We start from the raw sequence: 2,488 nt of genomic DNA, 5'->3' as shown, positions 1-2,488 counted from the left end.
ACAACTTTATTTTACTCCGAAGAGGTTTTTTTTACAGCGAAAGAGATTTTTTTGCTAATACATTTGTCAAACTTTCTTTCAAACCATTGGAAATCAAACCTTACAATCATTTTCACCAAACATTTTGTCATTCTTTTTTCTCCACAAAAAAAGAGAAAAGCAGGAGTTTTTTCCTGTTTTCCTCTGATTTTTTCTCTCATTTTCGGAACGAGTTTATTTTTAGTGGACAACAATTTCATTTAAAGTAAATAATTTCCTATTCTACAGTTACCGACTTGGCAAGATTTTTTGGTTTATCCACATCGCACCCTCTTGCCACTGCAATATAATAAGCAAGAACTTGAAGAGGTACTACACTTAAAATAGGTGTAAATTCATCTAGTGTATCTGGAATATAAATTACTTTATCAGCTACTTTTTCTATTTCTTTATTTTCTTCTTTTGCAACACCTATGACATAAGCTCCTCTTGCACGCACTTCTTGAATATTAGATAACATTTTATCATACAGTCCATCTTGAGTAGCTAATGCAACTACCAATCTTCCTTCTTCAATCAGTGCAATCGTTCCATGTTTTAATTCTCCTGCTCCAATAGCTTCTGAGTGAATATAAGATATTTCTTTTAATTTTAATGATCCTTCATAAGCTACTGCTACATCTACACCCCTACCAATATAAAATACATTTTCATTATTAAATTGCTCATCAGCAATCTTTTGAATAGACTCTTCATTCTCTACTATTTTCTGAATTTGATCTGGCATCTCTTTTAATGCTTTTATATATTTCTTATACTGATCATTTGCAATGCTTCCCTTTGTCACAGCCATATGAAGAGCAATCAAATACATAGATACAAGCTGAGTTGTATATGCTTTTGTAGATGCTACTGCAATTTCAGGTCCTGCCCAAGTATAAAATACATCATCTGATTCACGTGCTACAGAAGATCCTACCACATTTACAATAGATAATATTCTTGCTCCTTTTCTTTTTGCCTCTCTTAGGGCTGCAAGTGTATCTAGAGTTTCTCCTGATTGACTTACTGCAATAAATAATGTATTTTCGTCTACAAATGGATCTCTGTATCTAAATTCTGATGCTACATCTACTTCTACAGGAATTTTTGCAAACTTTTCAATAGCATATTTTCCTACTAATCCTGCATGATAAGCAGTTCCACATGCAACAATATATACTTTATTGATTTGTTCTAAATCTTCTTTTGTGATCTTGATTCCATCAAGAACAATATTGTCTTTCTTATCTAATCTTCTGTGTAATGTATCATATACACCTTTAGGCTGTTCATTAATTTCTTTCATCATAAAATGGGGATATCCTTCTTTCTCTGCGGCTTCCGCATTCCATGTAACCTTAAAAACATCTCTTTTTACAACTTCTCTAAATTCATTAAAAATCTTTACTTCATCTTTTGTAAGAAGTACTACCTCCTCATTTTCAATTAAATAAATATCTTTTGTATATTTTAAAAGCGCTGGAATATCTGATGCAATAAAGTTTTCATTCTCTCCTAATCCTACAATAAGTGGACTATCTTTTCTTACAGCTACAATCTTATCTGGTTCATCTTTACAAATTACACCTATTGCATAAGCTCCTTCCATTTTTTCAATGGCTTTGTATACTGCATCTAATAAATCTCCTTCATAAAAATAGTCAATTAAATGAGCAATAACTTCTGAGTCTGTCTCAGATTTAAAATGATCTCCTTTTACACTGATTAACCACTCTTTCAATTTCATATAATTTTCAATAATTCCATTATGAATGAGTGCTATATTTCCAGAATAATTTGTATGAGGATGGGAATTTCTATCAGATGGCTCTCCATGAGTGGCCCATCTTGTATGTCCTATTCCTATATTTCCCTTTATTGTTTCTTTTTTAAGATTTTCTTCTAATATACTAATTCTTCCTTTATATTTTCTTACCTTCACTGATCCTTCATCATAAATAGCAACTCCTGCTGAATCATATCCTCTATATTCAAGCTTTGACAATCCATCTATTAAAATAGGTGCTGCTTTTTGATTTCCAATATATCCAACAATTCCACACATTTTATTTTTCTCCTTTGAATTTAAATTTTAGAAATACGTAATAATAGGTAGTAAATAGACAAAATACTACCCTCTATCACCCAAGCCTATTTGTCCCTTCAATCACTTAAAGGTTTTGTAAGCTTTTTATCGGTGGTGACTACACCGCAGGGCATCCGCCGAAGTCTCGATGAACCCTGTCCTCGTCAACTTAAATCCTATCCGGTCGATTTAAGTTCTGGCGCTTTATGTTTTTAAAAATTATTATTCTTATTTATATTCATCACCCCTTTCAAATCATATTTTAGCAAAGTCATAAAAACAAGTCACAATTATTGAGAATTTATGAAAATATAGAACAAGCGAGAAAATGATTAGCATTACACTGTTTGAGCATAGCGAGTTTGTAATGCTATTTTCGAT

Annotated in this window: 1 protein-coding gene; it reads right to left on the bottom strand. The window is 31.8% G+C overall.

The annotated features are described in order from the left end of the window. Positions 1-256: 256 nt before the first annotated feature. Complete coding sequence (glmS, locus tag EK368_RS06195; protein ID WP_129597546.1) at positions 257-2,086, bottom strand: glutamine--fructose-6-phosphate transaminase (isomerizing); 1,830 nt, start codon at positions 2,084-2,086, stop codon at positions 257-259. Positions 2,087-2,488 lie beyond the last annotated feature (402 nt).

The organism is Anaerophilus nitritigenes (assembly GCF_004138215.1).
Taxonomy (GTDB): Bacteria; Bacillota; Clostridia; order Peptostreptococcales; family Thermotaleaceae; genus Anaerophilus; species Anaerophilus nitritogenes.
Note: the sequence above shows the minus strand (reverse complement) of the source record. Positions and strands in the feature narration are given on the sequence as shown.